Source organism: Candidatus Xianfuyuplasma coldseepsis (assembly GCF_014023125.1).
In the GTDB taxonomy this organism is placed as follows: Bacteria; Bacillota_I; Bacilli_A; order Izemoplasmatales; family Izemoplasmataceae; genus Xianfuyuplasma; species Xianfuyuplasma coldseepsis.
The window spans coordinates 1380891-1400155 of record NZ_CP048914.1 but is presented as its reverse complement, the minus strand read 5'-3'; the positions used below and the strand labels follow the sequence as shown (position 1 = coordinate 1400155).

Sequence of the window (19265 nt, the reverse complement as noted above, 5' to 3'; positions counted from 1 at the left end):
CGTATTTAATAAAGTTAAGTCCTCGATCTATTAGTAACAGTCAGCTTCATACGTCACCGCACTTCCACACCTGTCCTATCAACCTCGTAGTCTACAAGGGATCTTACTTCTAATTGAATGGGGAATCTCATCTTGAGGGGGGCTTCACGCTTAGATGCTTTCAGCGTTTATCCCGTCCACACTTAGCTACCCAGCTGTAGGCCTGGCAGCCTAACTGGTACACCAGAGGTGTGTCCATCCCGGTCCTCTCGTACTAAGGACAGCTCCTCTCAAATTCCCAACGCCCACGACGGATAGGGACCGAACTGTCTCACGACGTTCTGAACCCAGCTCGCGTACCACTTTAATGGGCGAACAGCCCAACCCTTGGAACATGCTCCTGCTCCAGGATGTGATGAGCCGACATCGAGGTGCCAAACTCCTCCGTCGATGTGGACTCTTGGGAGGAATCAGCCTGTTATCCCCGGGGTAACTTTTATCCGTTGATTGCCAACCTTTCCATACAGAATTGGCAGTTCACTAAGACCTACTTTCGTACCTGCTCGACATGTACGTCTTGCAGTCAAGCTCCCTTCTACCTTTACGCTCTTCGAATGATTTCCAACCATTCTGAGGGAACCTTTGTGCGCCTCCGTTACTCTTTGGGAGGCGACCGCCCCAGTCAAACTGTCTGCCAGACACTGTCCCCCCGGCTACACGCCGGCGGGTTAGATAATCAGTATACGAAGGGTGGTATTCCAAGGGTGACTCCACCGAGACTAGCGTCCCGACTTCAAAGTCTCCCACCTATCCTATACAACATATACCAATTATCAATATCAAGCTACAGTAAAGCTCCACGGGGTCTTTCCGTCCTGTCGCGGGTAACCTGCATCTTCACAGGTACTAAGATTTCATCGAGTCTCTTGTTGAGACAGTGCCCAAATCGTTACGCCTTTCGTGCGGGTCAGAACTTACCTGACAAGGAATTTCGCTACCTTAGGACCGTTATAGTTACGGCCGCCGTTCACTGGGGCTTCAATTCGTACCTTCGCCGAAGCTAAGTACTCCTTTTAACCTTCCAGCACTGGGCAGGCGTCACCCCCTATACATCATCTTACGATTTAGCAGAGAGCTGTGTTTTTGATAAACAGTCGCTTGGGCCTATTCTCTGCGGCTCCCACGCGGGGAGCTCCCCTTATCCCGAAGTTACGGGGTCATTTTGCCGAGTTCCTTAACAAGAGTTATCTCGCGCGTCTTTAGATTCTCTCCTCGTCTACCTGTGTCGGTTTGCGGTACTGGCACCTTACAAATTAACCCTAGAAGTTTTTCTTGGAAGCATAGATTCACATGACTTACGTCGTCACGCCTCAGTCTTAATGTGTTGCGGATTTACCTACAACACAACCTAAACGCTTAAACACCAATCCACTTAGATGCTCATGTTATCTTTCTCCGTCACTCCATCAGTTCATAAGGTGGTACAGGAATATCAACCTGTTGTCCATCGGCTACGCTCTTCAGCCTCACCTTAGGTCCAGACTAACCCAGAGCGGACGAACCTTCCTCTGGAAACCTTAGACTTTTGACGGTGGGGATTCTCACCCCACTTTTCATTACTCACACCGGCATTCTCACTTCTAACCGCTCCACATGTCCTTACGATCATGCTTCTCCGCTGTTAGAACGCTCACCTACCATAGATACTAGATCTATCCGCAGTTTCGGTACCATGTTTAGCCCCGGTACATCTTCGGCGCAGAATCATTCGACTAGTGAGCTATTACGCACTCTTTAAAGGATGGCTGCTTCTAAGCCAACCTCCTAGTTGTCTAAACAACTCCACATCCTTTCCCACTTAACATGGATTTAGGGACCTTAACTGGCGGTCTGGGCTGTTTCCCTTTTGACCACGGACCTTATCACCCGTAGTCTAACTGCTGTGTATGTTAGTATGACATTCGGAGTTTGATTGATATCAGTATCCCGAGATGGGACCATCAACCATTCAGTGCTCTACCTTCATACCACTTAACCACAACGCTAGCCCTAAAGCTATTTCGGTGAGAACCAGCTATCTCTGGGTTCGATTGGAATTTCACCTCTAACCACAAGTCATCCAAGCATTTTTCAACATACCCTGGTTCGGTCCTCCATTGGGTTTTACCCCAACTTCAACCTGCTCATGGTTAGCTCACCCAGTTTCGGGTCTATATCAACATACTAAAGCGCCGGTTAAGACTCGCTTTCGCTACGGCTCCGCTCCTCAAAGCTTAACCTCGCATGTTAATATAACTCGCCGGTTCATTCTACAAAAGGCACGCCATCACCCATTAACGGGCTCTGACTTTTTGTAAGCATAAGGTTTCAGGATCTTTTCACTCCGCTCCCGCGGTTCTTTTCACCTTTCCTTCACAGTACTGGTTCACTATCGGTCAATTGGTAGTATTTAGCCTTACGAGATGGTCCTCGCATCTTCCGACAAGATTTCACGTGTCTCGCCGTACTCTTCGCTGACAGAGATCTCACAATTTCGTTTACAGGACTATCACCTTCTATGGTTTGCTTTCCCACACAATTCAACTATCATGAGATTTTGTAACTCTAATGTCAGACAGGGCTGGTCCCCGTTCGCTCGCCGCTACTAAGAGAATCGTTATTTACTTTCTGTTCCTACAGGTACTAAGATGTTTCAGTTCCCTGCGTATCCCCACCGAATAAATTCGGTTACTAGTTCTTCCAACTAGTGGGTTTCCCCATTCGGAAATCTCTGGATCGCTGCCTACTTACGGCTCCCCAAAGCATATCGCTGTTCGTCGCGTCCTTCATCGGCTCCAATTGCCAAGGCATTCACCTTATGCTCTTAATTTCTTAACTTTATACAGTATTATTCACTTTTCAAAGACCTTCTTTACTACTACAGAGAGATTTTAGGTCTCTCAAAACCAAATAGAACGTATCAACTTGTTGTTTAGGGTAATGATGTTTTGTTTTAGTCTTTCTCCCTAGAAAGGAGGTGATCCATCCCCACGTTCCCGTAGGGATACCTTGTTACGACTTTACCCCAATCATTTGTCCCACCTTAGGGTGCTCCCTCCAATAAAGGTTAGGCCACACACTTCGGGTGTTACAAACTCTCATGGTATGACGGGCGGTGTGTACAATCTCCGAGAACGTATTCACCGTGGTATGCTGACCCACGATTACTAGCGATTCCAACTTCATGAAGTCGAGTTGCAGACTTCAATCCGAACTGAGACCGGTTTTAAAAGGTTAGCTCCCCCTCGCGGGTTGGCAACTCGTTGTACCGGCCATTGTAGCACGTTTGTAGCCCAGGTCATAAGGGGCATGATGATTTGACGTCATCCCCACCTTCCTCCAGTTTATCACTGGCAGTCTCGATAGAGTCCTCAACTTAATGTTAGCAACTATCAATAGGGGTTGCGCTCGTTGCGGGACTTAACCCAACATCTCACGACACGAGCTGACGACAACCATGCACCACCTGTCATCGATGTCCCGAGGGAAAACTGTATCTCTACAGCGATCATCGAGATGTCAAGACCTGGTAAGGTTCTTCGCGTATCTTCGAATTAAACAACATGCTCCACCGCTTGTGCGGAGACCCGTCAATTCCTTTGAGTTTCAACCTTGCGGTCGTACTCCCCAGGCGGAGAACTTAATGCGTTAGCTTCAGCACTGGGTAACCCCAACACTTAGTTCTCATCGTTTACGGCGTGGACTACCAGGGTATCTAATCCTGTTTGCTCCCCACGCTTTCGTGCCTCAGCGTCAGTTCCGGTCCAGTTAGCCGCCTTCGCCACTGGTGTTCCTCAATATATCTACGCATTCCACCGCTACACATTGAATTCCACTAACCTCTGCCGTACTCAAGTCTGCCAGTTTCAAATCACCCTCCCCGGTTAAGCCGGGGGCTTTCAGATTTGACTTAACAAACCGCCTACGCACGCTTTACGCCCAATAATTCCGGATAACGCTCGCTCCCTACGTATTACCGCGGCTGCTGGCACGTAGTTAGCCGGAGCTTTCTGATTAGGTACCGTCAGCTTAAGATCATTTCCTATCCTAAGTGTTCTTCCCTAATAACAGAACTTTACGACCCGAAGGCCTTCATCGTTCACGCGGCATTGCTCGGTCAGGCTTTCGCCCATTGCCGAAAATTCCCTACTGCTGCCTCCCGTAGGAGTCTGGGCCGTGTCTCAGTCCCAGTGTGGCTGTTCATCCTCTCAGACCAGCTATGCATCGTCGCCTTGGTAAGCCGTTACCTTACCAACTAGCTAATGCAGCGCAAGACCATCCCATAGCGGTGCAAACGCACCTTTAAATATTTAACCATGCGGTAGAATATCCTATTCAGTATTAGCCATCGTTTCCAATGGTTATCCTCAACTTTGGGGCAGGTTTCTTACGTGTTACTCACCCGTTCGCCACTCTCTCATTGATCCGAAGATCGAGAGCGTTCGACTTGCATGTATTAGGCATGCCGCCAGCGTTTATCCTGAGCCAGGATCAAACTCTCCATAAATTATATGAATTGTTTAATATAATATTAAAATTATAAGTACTTTCCTAAACTCAAATTGACTTGTTCTATTCAGTTTTCAAAGACCTAAATTCAGCACACAAATAATTGTGCGTGCGTTAAATATTCTACTATACATAGGATATCTTGTCAACACTTTTAACAACTTTTTTTGTGTGTTTTTTCATAATAACTGGGTCCCTTTTTCATGGACCCGCAATAAAGAGTATAGTAAATATCAAGGCCAATGTCAACACTTTTTTTGAACTTTTCGTAAAATGTTCGTAAAAGCGTCTATATGGCGGTAAACAGCGACTTTAATTCCCTGTTCAAAAGCGATATTCTCAACTCTTTTGCAGTAAAAAAAAGAGGGCACCATTTTCGTAGGAAAACAGTGGTCTTTTATTTCACTGGGACAAGTATATCAAAAGCCAAAATCAATGTCAACAAATTTGACCATATTTAACATTCAACAAAAGAGGAGTTACCTCCTCTAATTTCTATATTATATATTATTGATAACTTCTGCTACTGGAAGGACGGTTTTCTCACCTTGTTTACGGTCCACAAATTCCACCTTGCCATCACTTGCATCCTTACCAATAATGACACGGAATGGTAATCCAATAAGATCAGCATCTTTAAACTTGACACCAGCTCGTTCTTTGCGATCATCAAGTAACACTTCAATTCCACTTTCTATAAGTTCTTGATACAGGGTATCAGTCACCTCTTTTTGGACATCATTATCGTAGTTGATCGGAATTAGGTGAACTTTGAATGGTGCAATTTCATCGGGCCAAACAATGCCATCATCGCTGGAGTGTTGCTCGACACTTGCCATTAGTGTCCGACTGATTCCAATTCCATAACATCCCATCACTACAGGAACTTGTTGTCCATCTTTGTTGATCACTTTCGCATTCATACTCTCCGAATACTTCGTACCAAGTTTAAAGATGTTTCCAACTTCAATTCCTTTAGCGGTTTTAATCGTTCCACCACAGACTGGACATTTGTCCCCTTCTTCCAATCCACTATGTTCTTGATTCGCCGCATAGCTACAACTCATGCAGTAGGTAATGGTATCTTCGCCAACTTCACTCATCACCATGAATTCATCGGCTTCATTCCCACCGATTTGGCCAACGTCGCTACTCACGATTCGGGTTGCGAGTCCACAACGTGCAAAGATTGTCGTATATGCCTGGGCAAATTTTTTATACCACTCATCGAGTTCGGCTTCGGTTTCATGGAAACTATAGGCATCTTTCATAATAAATTCTCGTCCTCGCATTAAACCAAATCGCGGCCGCATTTCATCGCGAAACTTGGTTTGAATTTGATAGAGGGCTAATGGTAATTTTTTATAACTGTTCAAATAATCACGTACCACTTGCGTAATGATTTCCTCATGCGTTGGACCCAAACAAAACTCGCGATCCTTACGGTCAGTAAGTCGCATTAATTCCGGTCCATATTTGTCCCAACGTCCACTTTCTTCCCACAAATCCCGCGGTTGCAAGGCAGGCATCAATAATTCACTAGAACCGATTTTATCCAATTCTTCACGAATGATATTCTCAATCTTCTTAATAACACGATACCCTAGTGGTAAGTAACTGTAGATTCCTGCAGCAACTTGTTTCACCAGTCCAGCACGACTCATCAATTTATGACTTCGCACTTCCGCGTCTTTCGGTGCTTCTTTTAATGTTGGTACAAACAACAAACTTTGTTTCATAGTCGTCACCTCTATTTCAAATTCAATAATCGCAATAAATCATTAAATGTGATAAACACAAACAATCCCATTAGTGCAATATACATCACATAATGCAACGTATTTTCTACTTTTGTATTTGGTTTACGTCCAGTCACTGCTTCATAGCCTAAGAACACTAAACGACCTCCGTCAAGTGCTGGAATCGGCAGTAAATTGACAATCCCCAAGTTAACGCTTAAGAGTCCAATCCAACTCAACAACGAAATGAATCCTTGACTTAATGCCGCAGACGTTATCTCATAGATACCAAGTGGTCCAGCTAAACTATCGACACCAATTCCTGCGCCTGCATCATCACTGTCAAACAAAAGGCCGATGGTTGTAAAAATAATCATACTACTGCGCCCGACATCTTGTAGACTAGTTGGAATGCTTTTTAACAGGCTAAATTCGTATACAGGACTAATTCCAATCCGACTCTCAACGATATCAATCCCCTGTGTTTCTAAAAATGCTGCGGAATAGGGTTCAATAATTGTTAAGGTTTCTTGAGTACCATTGCGATCAACAACAAAGGTAACTTGGCGTCCTTCTTCATATGGTAAATTACCAATGGTCGTGATTGCATTAATCACGTCGTCCCATGTAGTCATTGCAATACCATCAATTGATACGATTGTATCGCCTTGTTCAAACCCAGCGGATTCAGCTTTCGTATCTTCCGCAACTTCACCAATTACAAGACTGTCACCACTATCCTCACCACTACGGAATCCAACGCTATAGAAATACAAGGTTGGTGTCACGTGCAATGTCATGACGCTGCCATCACGGTTGACAACAAACTCCAAATCACGGTCGGACATCGAATCGTTTAAGACGTCACTCATTTTATTCCAGCTATCAACAGCGACACCCTCAACAGAGATGATATCATCACCAATTTCAAAGATTCCGTCCGCTGGATAATTATCACCGATGATGCCGATTTCCGCGGAATCTGTGTTCGGGAAACCAACGATCAGATTGACGATAAAGAAGACGACAATCGCCAATAAGAAGTTCATTAACGGTCCACCAAAAATTGCCCAAAAACGTTGGGCCTTGGTTTTACCACCAAAACCGCGTTCATGTGGTGCAATCTGCAGTTCGCGATTTTTCATCACTAAAAACGCATCGCGATTCACTTCATATTCATTCAGATACAGCGGTGCCATATCGTTTCCTTTTAAATCCACTTTTTCAACGGTTACCAACTCATATTGCTCCAGATTCTCTTGATCGACAAGAAGATGGATTTTCGATACTTTACCAGTATCATCAAATGCCAAGCGAACACGTTGCCCGACCTTGACAAATTCTTCATCAACTTCTTCTCCCGCCATCATGACAAATCCACCAATCGGAATCGCCCGAATCGAATAGACAGTTTCTCCCTTTTTTGTTTGCCACAAGACCGGTCCCATACCAAGCGCAAATTCATGACATAAAATCCCAGCACGACGGGCCATGACAAAATGTCCAAGCTCATGGAGAATAATAACCAAACTTAAACTAACTAAAAATACAACAATACTTAAAATCATGATTAATCACCTTTAACTATAGAACTCAAATACGTAATCTTTTACTTGTTCGTCGAGTTCCAAAATACGCTCTACAGTTAGTGTTTCTTCAACTCTAAAGTGCTTTAAACATTGTACCACAATTTCTTCGATTTGTACAAATGATATGTGTCCATTCAAAAACAAGTGAACGGCTGCCTCATTCGCGGCATTTAACACCGTGGGCGCAAACCCACCATCCATTCCCGCTTGTCGTGCATAACGTAACATCGGAAAACGTTCTTCCGACAGTTCCTCAAAATGCAAACTACCCACTTGAATCAAATCAAGTGGCTTCGCATCAAACAATGCCCGCGACGGATAATGAAGGGCATAACTAATAGGAATCCGCATATCAGGATTCCCTAGATGGGCAATCATACTTTGGTCATGAAACTCTACTAGGGAATGAATGATACTCTCTGTATGGAGTACGGTTCGGATGTGATCATAAGGAACTTGAAACAAATGATGTGCTTCAATGATTTCAAGTCCTTTGTTCATCATCGTCGCCGAATCAATCGTTATTTTGGCACCCATGTCCCAATTCGGATGCTTCAGTGCATCTTGTACAGTTACAGATTGTAGTTCTGTGCGGGTTTTATCACGAAAACTACCACCACTTGCTGTGATTATGATATGTTTGATACTCTTGGGATCTTCACCGTGCAGACATTGCATGATTGCACTGTGTTCACTATCAATTGGAATCAACTGAACCTGATACTTCCGCAACAACGGGGTAATAATCTCACCACCAATAACCAATGTTTCCTTATTGGCAAGTGCCACATTTCGTCCTTTTTGAATCGCATGTACCGTCGGTTCCAATCCCGCACTTCCCACAATCGCATTGACAACCAAATCCTCTTCGTTATCACCAAATGTTACAGCATCAATCAGTCCTTGGCGACCATACCCAAATGTGATATCTGGATAATCTTGCTGCAATTGCTTCATGGCTTCTTGCAATCCTACAGCCACAAACTGAGGTTGAAACTCATCGATGATGTTGCGAAGCGATTGGATGTTCGTGTTTGCTGTTACAGCAACAACTTGAAAGGCTTCATCACTATGACGTACGACATCGAGCGTCTGCAAGCCGATACTTCCTGTTGCACCTAAGAGATAGAGATTCATAACAGGGTCACAACCTGACTAATGATCATCACAATCAACCCAGCAAATAAGACGCTGTCAAAACGATCCATAACGCCACCATGTCCGGGGAATATATTACTAAAGTCTTTGATACCGACGCTTCGTTTCATTTTACTTGCAACAAGATCCCCAATTTGTCCGAGTGAACTAATCACAAGAATCAGAAGAATACTACTCCACCAATTGATGGTAATTGCCCCGACGTTCTCAACACCGAAGCCCCACAGATAAAGCATCGTAAACAACACAGCAAACACCGCTCCACCAATGCTTCCTTCAATCGATTTTTTCGGACTAATTTTTATCGCAAGACGATGTTTTCCATAACGGATCCCAACTATATAAGCAAACACATCGGTACTAATCGTAATCATAAACAAAAATCCAATGTTGTGAACCGAGTAATCACGCAAACCATAAATCGCTCCAAAAGCAATGCTTGGATACAATACACTCATTAGCATATCGCCCACTGCGTGGCCATCAAATTCATCGACAAATACCATCAGTAGTGAGCCGATTACAAGAACGAGTGCAACCCCCATAAAAGCCCACTCTAATGCGTATTGAAACATGAAATACCCACTGACACTCCAATACATGATGGCACTCATCAACAATTCACTGATGAGAACAACTTTTGGCAGTGGTCGCTGGACATTATACATCTGAAATAACTCATACGTAGCGACTACACTTAACAGCAACAATATCGCCATTAAGTACCAAGAACCAACCACAAATGGCGGTACAAAAAAGGCCGCTAGCAATATACCTGTTATCACTCTTGTCTTCATGTTATTTTCCTTCTTTCAATCCACCAAAACGACGATTTCGCGATTGGAAATCATCAATGGCTTTCAACAATTGTTTTTGATTAAATGCGGGCCAATGAACCTTGGCAAAATACAGTTCACTATACGCAAGTTGCCACAGCAAATAATTACTGATTCGCATCTCACCTGACGTTCGAATCAACAAATCAAGCGGTGGCAAGTCCTTGGTGTATAAATGATTTGTGACCAGATCCACATCGATATCGTCCAATGTAATATCTCCGTCTTTAACCTGACGACTAATGTCTCTTATCGCATGAATCATCTCGGTATGACTTCCATAATCAAAACAGATATTGAGCACCAATCCTTGACGATCCTTCGTTTTGTCTTCGACGCGGTTCATCAACTCGATGACGTCTTTAGGAAAACGATCGCGACGTCCCGAAAACATAACCTTGATATCATGCTCTTCAAATTGGCCCTTAAACGTTTCTTCAAACTCCTTTGGCAACCCCATAAGATAATCAATCTCTGCTTTGGGGCGCTTCCAGTTTTCCGTACTAAAGGCATATACACTTAACGCTTTGATTCCTAAATCATTACAAGCAAGCGCAATATTTTTCAGATTTTCGCTCCCTTTTTTATGCCCATAAGTACGTGGCATATTTCGTTTTTTAGCCCACCGGCCATTCCCATCCATAATGATGGCAATGTGTTGTGGTATATATCGTGTAAGAACTCGTTCTTTCAGTCCCATAATATCACCTCATTTACAGTATTGTATTATACAATAAATACTGTAATTTTACCACCAAAACCATCACACACAAAAAAAGACTCCACACAGGAGTCTTTTGTTTCAATTATAATTTGTTATCAACAGATGACATAATAGCACATAGTTAAGTGCTAGATACTCATAATATCTTCGTCTTTTTCTTGAACAACTTGATCAATTTTATCGGTATACTTATCCGTCAATTCTTGAATATCTTCTTGATATCCTTTCGAATCATCTTCGCTGATTTCATGATTTTTTTCTAGTTTTTTAATCGCATCATTTCCATCACGACGATAGTTGCGAATCGATATTTTTGCCTCTTCACCGTATTTCTTAACTTGTTTTGTCAACTCAATACGGCGTTCTTTGGTCAATGCTGGTAAAACAATCCGCAGTTGAACCCCTTCGTTATTCGGATTGACACCTAAATTGGCTGCCATAATCGCTTTTTCAACATCCTTAACGATGGAACGATCGTACGGTTTTACAATAAGTTGAGTTGGCTCAGGAACACTGATATTTGCTACTTGGGTAATCGGTGTTTCCACACCATAATATGGAACATGTACGTCATCAAACATTCTTGGATTGGCACGTCCAGTTCTGATTTTCGCTAATTCATGCGATAAATTTTTAATACGAGCCTCCATTTTTTCTTCTAATTCCATTAAGATCATTTCTGGCATAATTGTTCCTCCTTAATAAATTCGTGTTCCCACTGCATCTCCAGCAGCCGCACGTTTTATATTTCCAGGTTGATTCATATCAAAGACAACAATCTCAATATCATTATCTTTGCATAAAGCACTTGCAGTGGAGTCCATAACACCGAGACCTAGTTCCAAAACTTCCTGATGGGTCAATTGGGTATACTTGGTCGCATCCTTGTATTTCCGTGGGTCTTTATCGTAGACTCCATCGGTACCATTTTTCGCCATCAGTATTCGTTTCGCACCGAGTTCGGCAGCACGTAGTGCACTGGTTGTATCTGTGGAGAAGTAGGGATTTCCTGTTCCTCCACCAAAAATTACAATTCGATTCTTCTCAAAATTACTAATTGCTTTTCGGCGTATATACGGCTCCGCAACTTGGGGAATATTCAGACTTGTCATTGTTCGCGTTTCAATTCCTAGTTCTTCAATCGCATTTTGTAGCGCAAGTGCATTGAGGATTGTAGCAATCATACCCATGTAGTCGGCACTAGAACGTTCCATTCCCATTTCACTGGCTGTTTTACCACGCCAAATATTACCGCCACCGACAATGATTCCAATTTCAAACTTATCCAAATCATATGCCATTTTTACTTCTTTGGCTATCGCCCGTACTTTCTCAGGATCAATCGCTTGCGAATCTCCATTACTGAGAGCTTCACCGCTCAGCTTTAATATTACCCTTGTCTTTTCACTCATTCAAGAACCCTCCTGGATGGTCTATTCTTTCCATATTATACCATACTATATTGGTTTTTTACACTACTAAGTGTAACAAAAAGGACACAATTTTGTGTCCTTTAATTGAATTTAAGCGTTAACTTGACTCATAACTTCGCTTGCGAAATCATCTTGGCGTTTTTCAATACCTTCACCGACTTCTAAGCGAGTAAACCCAACAATTGTACCCTTGTTTGCTTTGACAAATTTTTCAACGGTTTGATCGGGATCTTTTACAAATGGTTGATTCACTAAACAAATTTCTTTCAAATATTTGTTTAAGCGACCTTGTACCATTTTTTCGACGATGTTTGCTGGTTTACCTTCATTTAATGCTTCTGCAGTAAGAATTTGTTTTTCGTGTTCAATGACGTCTTCGCTGATTTGAGATGGATCCAAATATTTTGGATTGATTGCTGCAACATGCATACTAACATCTTTTGCAACTTCTTCATCAACACCATCAATGATGGTTAATGAGACGATTTTTCCACCCATATGAGCGTATGCTCCGAAGCTTGCACTATCTTCTTTTGTAAAACGTGCAACGCGGCGTAATGATATTTTTTCACCGATTTTTGCGGTTGCTTCGACTAATACATCCGCCAATGTTTTTCCGTTTAATTCCACAGCTAATGCTTCGTCTAAATTGCTTGCTTTACTATTTAAAATAGTTGATCCAACTTCATCCAATAACGCTTTGAAGTTATCGTTTTTCGCAACAAAGTCGGTTTCACAGTTTAATTCGAATACAACTGCTTCATTTCCATCTACCAATACATTACATAGTCCTTCAGCTGCGATGCGTGATTGCTTTTTCGCTGCTTTAGCGATTCCTTTTTCACGTAACCAGTCTGCTGCTTTATCCAAATCTCCATCTGTTGCAGTTAAGGCTTTTTTACAATCCATCATTCCTGCACCAGTTTTTTCGCGTAATTCTTTTACGAGTTTTGCACTGATTGCCATAGTATAGTCCTCCATTCATATCGTTACTATTTATTGATCGTTATTTTGGTAAAAAAAGAGCTCAAGAGCTCTTTTTAACGTTTACTTCAAAGCGTCAATTAATTCCGCTTTTTTCAGTTTTGAATAACCAGTCAGACCACGTTCTTTTGCTAAAGATCTTAAATCTTTAACTGTTAAACTATCTAGGTCTACTTGTTCTGCCGCAACTTCTTGAACTGGTTCTTCTTTTTTAGGAGCTTCTTTTTTAGGAGCAGCTTTTACCTCTTTTTTAGGTTCTGCTTTTGCTTCTTTTTTCGGTTCCGGTTTTGCTTCCTTTTTAGGAGCAGCTTTTACCTCTTTTTTAGGTTCTGCTTTCGCTTCTTTTTTCGGTTCCGGTTTGTCTACTTTTGGTTGCTTGGTTTCTGGTTTTTCTTGACGTCTTTCAGGACGTGGTTTACGTGGTGGACGTGTATCTTTTGCAGGTTCGGTTGTTTCAACAACTTCTTCCACTTCGCCACCAGCACCGATGATAAATGCATCGGCAAATTTTCCAGCAATTAATTTAATGGCTCTGATTGCATCATCATTCCCAGGAATAATGACATCTACCATATCTGGATCACAGTTGGTATCAACGATTCCATATACGGGAATACCTAATTTTTTCGCTTCCAATACTGCATTTTTTTCATGCATTGGATCAACAACGAATACCGCTTCAGGTAATGTTCTCATGTCTTTAATTCCACTTAGGAATTTTTCAAGACGTTCCATTTCCTTGCGAAGTCCGATGACTTCTTTTTTGGTTAAGCGATCAAAGGTTCCATCGTTTTCCATTCGGTGTAGATCGTGTAATTTACGAATACTACGACGAATCGTTTTAAAGTTTGTTAGAGTTCCCCCTAACCAACGTTGTGTGACATAAAATTGTCCCGAACGTTCGGCTTCAGCACGGACAACGTCACGAGCTTGTTTCTTGGTACCAACAAATAATAATTTCCCACCATTTTTAGCAACTTCGAGTAGTTTTTGGTAAGCTTCCTCGAATAAGACGACTGTTTTTTGCAAGTCGATAATATGGATTCCACCACGGCTCGTATAAATATACGGATCCATCTTTGGATTCCATCTGCGGGTTTGATGTCCAAAATGAACACCAGCTTCAAGTAGCTGTTTCATTGAGATTACACCCATGTTTTGTTTCCTCCTTTTCTGATTGTGCCTCCACTACTTTCATCATATCGCACCACCAATGTTCTTGGCTCAAGATGAGATACTCCAGCGTGTGTGTATTTTTACGGCTTTTATATTGTAACAAACCAAAATCATAAAATCAAGTAAAATCGTTATCTTTATTATTATAAAGAGCAAAAACAAAAAGACTACAACAACTGCAGTCTTATTCGTACGCTTTTTGACGTGATAATGTCGTTTGTTGATCGAGTTGTTTCACAATGTTTACCAGTGGTTTATAGGCCCATAAGACACTGACATATCCGACGACTGCAAGCGCAATTTCCCACGGGATATCGGCGAGGATATAGTATTGCCATACATTCCCAAATCCATACAGTAGGATTGCTCCGGGAATGAAACTCCAACTGTATAAGAAGCCAAAGACAAATGCGGCTTTCGCAATCTTTGCTTCATCTTCTGTGCGACGTAATACGATATTGTAAATGTATGGAATCGTGTTCCACATAATAAACATCGGAATCGCATTGAGTGGATTAAACCCACCCAAATATAAATTGTCCAATATCACATAAACAGTAATGTACATAAAACTTTCTTTATACGTTAAGATACTCGCAAAGACAAACATCAAAACAATCGTCAATTGAACTTGAGGTAGTATCAAAAACATCTGTTCTTGGACAAATGTGATGGTGACTGCAAAGGCAATCATTAATAAGCGTTTTGTCTTCATCTATTCTTCACCTACTTCGGTATATTCAAAGGTATACGTTGCTCCATCGATAAGGAGAATATCATCGATGCCATAGTTGCTGTATTGATTATCCACATAGATCCCAATGTAATTATTAGTCCAATCGGTATCTAGTTGATCAATACGAAGGAGGATGTTACCTCCCATACGTGCATTCTCACAAGTTGTTTTTTGATAGTTCATATCGGCACATTCAAGATCGAAATGTACCCGCATCAATGAGAGTAAATCATCGTCTTCAGTAAACTCTATTTCCGTCGTTGTGGTTTCCTCAAGTTCGTTGATAAGTACGATCGTTATCGTACCAAGCTCATCGTTTTGTCGAAGGTAATCTTGGATGAAAAACGCAGACACTGCAACACCAATTGCAATGATTGTAAACATGATTTTCTTCATATCCAAGACTCCTTAAAAATTAGTTATATAAATGAGTAATTTCCCCATACGAATTCACATAATGATAGTATGTGCTAAGTGCTAAAAATGCTTGTGGTGTACTAAATAATAGATCATTCTCAATCTCATCTGTCAGATCCCAATCAAAACTTCCATCATCCAGATGAAACTCTAACAAACGTGTAATTAAATTGTTGAAACCAACGGTAAGTTCATCCCCTGTAGGATCAACACCCACCGCGATTAATCCGATAATAACTTGGCTGATGGAAGCTGCGTTTTCGGTTCCGGGATAGGTTGTATCATTCCACATAACATCTCGTGTTTTAATGCCACCACTTGGTAGTTGTTCCGATTGAATCCATGTCACATATGCATCGACAAGATCTTGGGTTGCTTGCGAATCTAGATAGGGACTTAGAGCAACTAGATCGAGTCCCCCTGTATCCAAACCTTCATCATATGGTGTGGTTGATGCAAAGTATACCATAGCGTCATCGATGAATGTACTATAATCAAAATCTGGATTGGTATGATCAAGAGCAATCATCGTCATTGCGGTTTGTCCATATGGTCCCGTTGATGCGTTGCTATACAATGCAGTTTGATAGGTTTGTAATAAGGAATCGTTTTCGAGATGGTTCGCAATCATCATTGCCTTGAAGTAGTCTTGTGTTGTAGACAACGTTAATCCATTTAAATAGAGTTCAATCTCTTCGTCGGTCAAGACATCATCACAAAGACCTTGACATCCTAAAAAGACATTATAATCAATGTACGATGTTGAGATATAATCATCCAAATGATTGTCAATAAACAAATGCAATGTTTCATAAACTTCATACTGGATAACATCCCACCACACTACACGAAACTCAAATACATCACCATCGTCAATAACGAGGTCATCAATTCCAACACTACTTGGTTCATCGTTCTCATAAATTGCAATATAGCTACCATACGGCAAATTCATATCATTCATCGTATTGACGAATGCACCATACTCACTTTCGGTGATATCGGCATTAAAGAATCCTTTGGCAACAGCCTTTAATGTAATATCTTGGTCATCGTTGAATGCGAGTACAATTGCGGTTTCATGACCTTCTAAGTCGATTGTTTTGGTCGTAAAAATAACGTCCATTTCAGCGTCTTCATACAACTGAATCGCAGATTCTAAATCGGAGTTTTGTGTTTCTAATGCTTGGTTTGTTGCTTGTAATTCACTAATTTGTGCTTCTAAATCATTGATCGTTTCGTCGGTTTCATCACTACATGCCACCATTGTTATGGCCAGCAAAAATACCGTGATCATCGAGAATAGTTTTTTCATTGTGTCCTCCTTGTATTGTCCTAAATAAAGAAAAAAACCATCCTCCTGGATGATTCACATTTAAGATACTAATCGCAAAAGATTAGTATAGTAAACGTCTACTCAATGCCCAGGAGTATTGTACATTCGATACTAGGTAGGTCTACCGGCTTAACTTCATCCTACTATGCACCTTCCCGCTTACGCAGTGGTATCTTGCAGTTCGTCCGTTTTACGGTTGCTGGGACAGCTTGAGACTTGCACTCAATTCCCTGTTATGTCACCCTGTGACACCTAACATCTATCTCTATTGTATCACTTGACCAGTTAAAGTCAAGGACGTTTTTTTATTATTTTCCAGTGCTTCCAAAGCCACCTTGACGACGGTCTTTTACTTCCGTTTCAAAGGGACTAGTAAGGTATTGTTCGAATATCGCTTGTGCGACACGTTCACCCTTTCTTAACATAATATCATTTTGACCAAAATTACGTAAACTGATCATTATATGACCATCATTATCGGGATTATTATAATAATCTTTATCGACAATTCCGACATTATTTCCCAGAGTCAAGTGATAGTTTTTTGCCAAGCTGCTACGAGGATAAATCTTTAACACTTCCCCATCTTGCATGAAGGCTTTTAGTCCTGTTTTACCAAAGGCTACTGCACCTGCTGGAATCATAATATCGTCGATAATGGAGATGTCATACCCAGCACTGTGTTCTGTTTTACGCTCTGGCAAGGGAATGTCTAGGTGTTCAAAACCTTTGGCTTTTTCAAATCCTCTCACGGTCTCATTCCTTTCAGTAATTTGAGGACATACAACTCACGCTCAGTCCACGGGTATTCGTTGTTGGTATCGATTTTCTCCTGATTCACGCGTATCGCTTCATCCAATGTAACCCATCGTGGAAGAAATCGCATTGCTCGTTCAGATTCACTTAATTTCATTCCAACATACTCATCCTTGATTTCACAGAAGTAATAATAACTGCGTTGATAAAAATACTTATCTTCATCATAAATATCATTGTATAGTTGATCGACATACCCGAGTGGTTCATTGACACTTTTGATATCATGACCAACCTCTTCTAAGGTTTCTCGTTTCAGCGCGACTTCCCGAGCTTCTTCTTTTTCAATCCCACCACCGGGAAATTTATACTCTTTGGCGGTCTCTGAATACACCATCAACAATTTATCCTCTTTTAAAATAATCGCCCGTACTGCATTGCGATAGATAATCGGTTGTGCTCCATGCTTGGTATTCCGACGATCAAAGATTTTTAACAATTTCATTTCTTCATCACCACCAGTTGAGTTGTAGCTGAGTCCAATCCATGTTGTTAGAGATAGTATTATTATACCATAGATACCACTCGTTACTCATATCAAATTTACTAAATAATTGGAATCTGTTCATTCGTGATTCCACCTGCACAAAATTGCATCCATATTAAAAAAAAAGACGCTATAGCGCCTTTTCAATCTTCAACATACAAAGCTTGCAAAGCATAGTACGCGGCACGAGGTTCACGATAGATATCGACAATACCCCAAAACTCTTCATTAAATGTTTGGTCTGGATACGGTCCACCCCCGGGAGCAATCCCACCACTATCTTGTACATCCGGTGTCCCATTGCTGTCTTTCCACCATTCATCTGCAAAACTAAATATCGTTCCCCCAATACTGGTGTTATCGGGATAAATCTCCGATGAATTATCAATGATTTCTTGTGTCAACTGGGTCGTTGCATACGCTTGGGACGTTTCATCTTCCGCATCGATATTCGCATTCCATGCATCCGCACCATATTCGGCGATATACATCGGTTTATCAGAAATATTTTTCCATTGGGCAAAAATCGTTCCAAACGTTGCCCCAGAATAAATATTAAGACCCCATATATCAACATCCGGCATGGCATTTACTGTTGATGTAGAAGGTAAGTATCCATAAATCGTCGTCACGGGACGTGTTGAATCGATTTCTTTAATTCGGGCTGCCACGTCGTTTAATCGTTCAATCGATTCATTCATAGATAAACCGTAATAGATTCCATTGTAATTCCACTCATTTCCAATCGCCCACATAATAATCGCTTCATGATCAAGGACATCACTCATGTTATTGACTACCGACTCCACCGAATTACCACCATAAGGATACACGGTATTGATCACATAGATTCCATGTTCTAAAAGCGTATCCAACACCGCTGTGCTTTTAATTGGTTCATAGGTTCTTACAACGTTGATCCCAGCCGCTTGCATCAGATCAGCATCCTCATCTACAAAGCCACTAAAATCTAAACCAGCAGGATGAACATCACCGATCCCAACTGGATTCCAACAGATTCCTTTGATAAAGAATGGTTCATTATCCATGTAGAAATTTCGTCCATCAAGACGGAACCGCGCATTCTCATCGACAATACAAGAATCTCCTTCTGCTTTGTAACCCAAATCACATGTAACAGGATCTTCTTCATTATCCTCTATTTCGACACATCGTCCATCAATTACTTGGAAACCAGGAATACAGCTTGTAACCGGATTATCGTCCGGCCCCTCCTCTTTACATGCAGCTAATACTATAATTAGCACCATCGATATCATGATGATTGATATTTTTTTCATGGTTTA

The 19265-nt window shown here is 41.6% G+C and carries 14 protein-coding genes, 2 rRNA genes, 2 pseudogenes and 1 riboswitch; all 18 genes and pseudogenes read right to left on the bottom strand.

Annotated features, from left to right (window positions below; translation table 11 throughout):
* Positions 1-10 precede the first annotated feature (10 nt).
* Positions 11-2856: ribosomal RNA gene (locus tag G4Z02_RS06705) — 23S ribosomal RNA — on the bottom strand.
* A gap of 132 nt (positions 2857-2988) precedes the next feature.
* A 16S ribosomal RNA gene (locus G4Z02_RS06700) occupies positions 2989-4525 on the bottom strand.
* The 16S and 23S rRNA genes sit together here, the layout of an rRNA operon.
* A 502-nt stretch (positions 4526-5027) precedes the next feature.
* The gene (proS, locus tag G4Z02_RS06695) at positions 5028-6266 is read right to left on the bottom strand and encodes a proline--tRNA ligase (protein ID WP_309544569.1); all 1239 of its coding nucleotides are present in this window, start codon (positions 6264-6266) and stop codon (positions 5028-5030) included.
* Positions 6267-6277: 11 nt separating this feature from the next.
* Positions 6278-7834 carry an RIP metalloprotease RseP gene (rseP, locus tag G4Z02_RS06690; RefSeq protein ID WP_258877247.1) on the bottom strand — a complete coding sequence of 519 codons (1557 nt, stop codon included), beginning with the start codon at positions 7832-7834 and terminating at the stop codon, positions 6278-6280.
* A 12-nt stretch (positions 7835-7846) separates the two neighbouring features.
* On the bottom strand, positions 7847-8992 hold the full coding sequence (gene dxr, locus G4Z02_RS06685; RefSeq protein WP_258877246.1) for a 1-deoxy-D-xylulose-5-phosphate reductoisomerase: 1146 nt from the start codon (positions 8990-8992) through the stop codon (positions 7847-7849).
* Positions 8989-9810, bottom strand: coding sequence for a phosphatidate cytidylyltransferase (locus G4Z02_RS06680; RefSeq protein ID WP_258877245.1), 822 nt, complete (start codon positions 9808-9810; stop codon positions 8989-8991). The genes dxr and G4Z02_RS06680 overlap by 4 nt, the downstream gene beginning before the upstream one ends.
* Position 9811: 1 nt before the next feature.
* On the bottom strand, positions 9812-10549 hold the full coding sequence (locus tag G4Z02_RS06675) for an isoprenyl transferase (protein ID WP_258877244.1): 738 nt from the start codon (positions 10547-10549) through the stop codon (positions 9812-9814).
* A gap of 152 nt (positions 10550-10701) precedes the next feature.
* Positions 10702-11259: a ribosome recycling factor gene (frr, locus tag G4Z02_RS06670; protein ID WP_258877243.1), complete on the bottom strand. Its 558-nt coding sequence runs from the start codon at positions 11257-11259 to the stop codon at positions 10702-10704.
* Positions 11260-11271: 12 nt separating this feature from the next.
* Positions 11272-11985, bottom strand: coding sequence for a UMP kinase (gene pyrH, locus G4Z02_RS06665; RefSeq protein WP_258877242.1), 714 nt, complete (start codon positions 11983-11985; stop codon positions 11272-11274).
* A 111-nt stretch (positions 11986-12096) separates the two neighbouring features.
* Entirely contained in the window at positions 12097-12972 is an 876-nt protein-coding gene (gene tsf / locus G4Z02_RS06660; RefSeq protein WP_258877241.1) for a translation elongation factor Ts, read from the bottom strand.
* 81 nt (positions 12973-13053) lie between these two features.
* Positions 13054-13113, bottom strand: a pseudogene (locus tag G4Z02_RS09655) (hypothetical protein); the annotation flags it as partial.
* Between the two features lie 306 nt (positions 13114-13419).
* Positions 13420-14145 (bottom strand): annotated as a pseudogene (gene rpsB, locus G4Z02_RS06650) (30S ribosomal protein S2); the annotation flags it as partial.
* 205 nt (positions 14146-14350) lie between these two features.
* Positions 14351-14881 (bottom strand): hypothetical protein, encoded by a 531-nt coding sequence (locus G4Z02_RS06645; protein WP_258877240.1) that lies wholly within the window; start codon positions 14879-14881, stop codon positions 14351-14353.
* Complete coding sequence (locus tag G4Z02_RS06640) at positions 14882-15298, bottom strand: hypothetical protein (protein WP_258877239.1); 417 nt, start codon at positions 15296-15298, stop codon at positions 14882-14884.
* Between the two features lie 19 nt (positions 15299-15317).
* A complete protein-coding gene (locus G4Z02_RS06635) occupies positions 15318-16634 on the bottom strand; it encodes a DUF4430 domain-containing protein (RefSeq protein WP_258877238.1) in 1317 nt (438 codons plus the stop codon).
* A gap of 118 nt (positions 16635-16752) precedes the next feature.
* Positions 16753-16926, bottom strand: a riboswitch (cobalamin riboswitch).
* A 37-nt stretch (positions 16927-16963) separates the two neighbouring features.
* Positions 16964-17407, bottom strand: coding sequence for a dUTP diphosphatase (gene dut / locus G4Z02_RS06630; protein WP_258877237.1), 444 nt, complete (start codon positions 17405-17407; stop codon positions 16964-16966).
* Positions 17404-17916 (bottom strand): NUDIX domain-containing protein, encoded by a 513-nt coding sequence (locus G4Z02_RS06625; RefSeq protein ID WP_258877236.1) that lies wholly within the window; start codon positions 17914-17916, stop codon positions 17404-17406. Before G4Z02_RS06625 ends, dut begins: the two co-directional genes overlap by 4 nt.
* 185 nt (positions 17917-18101) lie before the next feature.
* Positions 18102-19259: a glycoside hydrolase family 2 TIM barrel-domain containing protein gene (locus tag G4Z02_RS06620; RefSeq protein ID WP_258877235.1), complete on the bottom strand. Its 1158-nt coding sequence runs from the start codon at positions 19257-19259 to the stop codon at positions 18102-18104.
* Positions 19260-19265: the final 6 nt, after the last annotated feature.

Coding starts and splice junctions, on each gene's coding strand:
- proS (WP_309544569.1), bottom strand. CDS start 6,266: ATGAAACAAAGTTTGTTGTTTGTACCAACATTAAAAGAAGCACCGAAA.
- rseP (WP_258877247.1), bottom strand. CDS start 7,834: ATGATTTTAAGTATTGTTGTATTTTTAGTTAGTTTAAGTTTGGTTATT.
- dxr (WP_258877246.1), bottom strand. CDS start 8,992: ATGAATCTCTATCTCTTAGGTGCAACAGGAAGTATCGGCTTGCAGACG.
- G4Z02_RS06680 (WP_258877245.1), bottom strand. CDS start 9,810: ATGAAGACAAGAGTGATAACAGGTATATTGCTAGCGGCCTTTTTTGTA.
- G4Z02_RS06675 (WP_258877244.1), bottom strand. CDS start 10,549: ATGGGACTGAAAGAACGAGTTCTTACACGATATATACCACAACACATT.
- frr (WP_258877243.1), bottom strand. CDS start 11,259: ATGCCAGAAATGATCTTAATGGAATTAGAAGAAAAAATGGAGGCTCGT.
- pyrH (WP_258877242.1), bottom strand. CDS start 11,985: ATGAGTGAAAAGACAAGGGTAATATTAAAGCTGAGCGGTGAAGCTCTC.
- tsf (WP_258877241.1), bottom strand. CDS start 12,972: ATGGCAATCAGTGCAAAACTCGTAAAAGAATTACGCGAAAAAACTGGT.
- G4Z02_RS06645 (WP_258877240.1), bottom strand. CDS start 14,881: ATGAAGACAAAACGCTTATTAATGATTGCCTTTGCAGTCACCATCACA.
- G4Z02_RS06640 (WP_258877239.1), bottom strand. CDS start 15,298: ATGAAGAAAATCATGTTTACAATCATTGCAATTGGTGTTGCAGTGTCT.
- G4Z02_RS06635 (WP_258877238.1), bottom strand. CDS start 16,634: ATGAAAAAACTATTCTCGATGATCACGGTATTTTTGCTGGCCATAACA.
- G4Z02_RS06625 (WP_258877236.1), bottom strand. CDS start 17,916: ATGAAATTGTTAAAAATCTTTGATCGTCGGAATACCAAGCATGGAGCA.
- G4Z02_RS06620 (WP_258877235.1), bottom strand. CDS start 19,259: ATGAAAAAAATATCAATCATCATGATATCGATGGTGCTAATTATAGTA.